We start from the raw sequence: 1,321 nt of genomic DNA, 5'->3' as shown, positions 1-1,321 counted from the left end.
AGCTGAAGCCATAGCAGGCGGGGCTTGCCCCGTGCGTGGAGGAATCCGCGGTAGCGGATGCGGTGGAAGCGATCGGGCAAGGCGTGGAGGAGGAACCTGCGGACGAACTCGACTCCGTCCATGATCCGGGATTCGAAGGCTCCCGTATCGCGGTTTTTGATACGGATACGGACGCGGTTTTCCTCAAGGCCGAGGATACGATGATCGGAGATGACGCTGCAACGGATGTATTGCCCGAGATACTTGACGGCGTTCTCGCCGTTTCCGGCCCGGTCGACATCGGCGTTCCAGTCGGTTTTGGCGAGCTTCCAGAACAGTTCGTCTCGGATCGGCCCGTGGTCCCGGAGGGCGTTCGTCAAAAGGGTGCGCAAGCGGATGGCCAGTGGCTGGGCGTGGATAAGGAACTTCGGACTCTTCGGATGCTTGAGCTTCCAGCGCTCATCCAGACCAACGGCCGGGACGACGTAGTGGACGTGGGGATGGAAACGCATGTCCTGGGTCCAGCTCTGGTAGACCCCGAAGAAGCCGGCATGATCGAAGCGGCATCCGCGTGCGGGGTCGGCGAGGAGCTCGTTCAGAGCCCGGGCGCTGCAACCCATCAGCAGCTCCATAGCCTGCCGGTTGCCCAGCATCACGGACCGTAACTCCGAGGGCACCGTGAAGGTGACGAGGTAGTATGGAACTGGCAGGAGCTTGCCGAGTTGCTTGCGAACCCACTCTTGGGTATCGGCGGCTCCGCAGCGCGGGCAGAGCCGATGATTGCAACTGTGGAAGGCGTGGTGCTCGTGGCCGCATCCACAGGCATAGCGATGGCCTCCCAGAGCCGGGGTGCGGCACTGGAGGATGGCCTGCAAGGCCTTGCGCTGTTCCAGCCTCATGCGCGAGCCGTATCGCTCCCAGTAGGCCGGAGCGAAGCGCTCGATCACTCTGGCCACGGTAAGCGGGCGTGACTCGCCCTCCCGCGGGCAGCGCAGCTGCCCGATTCCGGACACTCTTAGCGGCGCAGGATCGGCTTGACCAGGGCGTCCACGTAGCCGATGGCCTCGATGTGATTGATCGGAGTGAGGTGGGTGTAGACGGTGGTCGTCTCGATGTGGGCGTGGCCGAGGTAGGATTGCAGTTGGTGCAGCGGCACCCCGGCAGCGGCCAGATGAGTCGCGAAGCTGTGTCGCAGGTTATGACAGGTGACCGCTTTGGTCACCCGCTCGGCCCGGGCCGCGGCCAACAGGCGCGTGCGCAAACTGTGCGGGTCTCCCGATTCACTACGTTCATTCCCCTACGGCGGGACTGTGAGCATCGGCTCGTCGGCCCGGTGCATGCG

The 1,321-nt window shown here is 64.0% G+C and carries 2 protein-coding genes; both read right to left on the bottom strand.

What is annotated here, in order from left to right:
• Positions 1–992 (bottom strand): IS91 family transposase (locus H5P30_RS15400; RefSeq protein WP_185693807.1); only part of this gene is annotated, 992 nt, incomplete at its 3' end.
• 2 nt (positions 993–994) lie between these two features.
• Positions 995–1,240, bottom strand: coding sequence for a tyrosine-type recombinase/integrase (locus H5P30_RS15395; protein ID WP_185692353.1), 246 nt, complete (start codon positions 1,238–1,240; stop codon positions 995–997).
• Positions 1,241–1,321: the final 81 nt, after the last annotated feature.

Origin of the sequence: Puniceicoccus vermicola, from assembly GCF_014230055.1 — a bacterium.
Lineage (GTDB): Bacteria > Verrucomicrobiota > Verrucomicrobiia > Opitutales > Puniceicoccaceae > Puniceicoccus > Puniceicoccus vermicola.
This window is presented reverse-complemented; position numbering and strand designations above follow the sequence as displayed.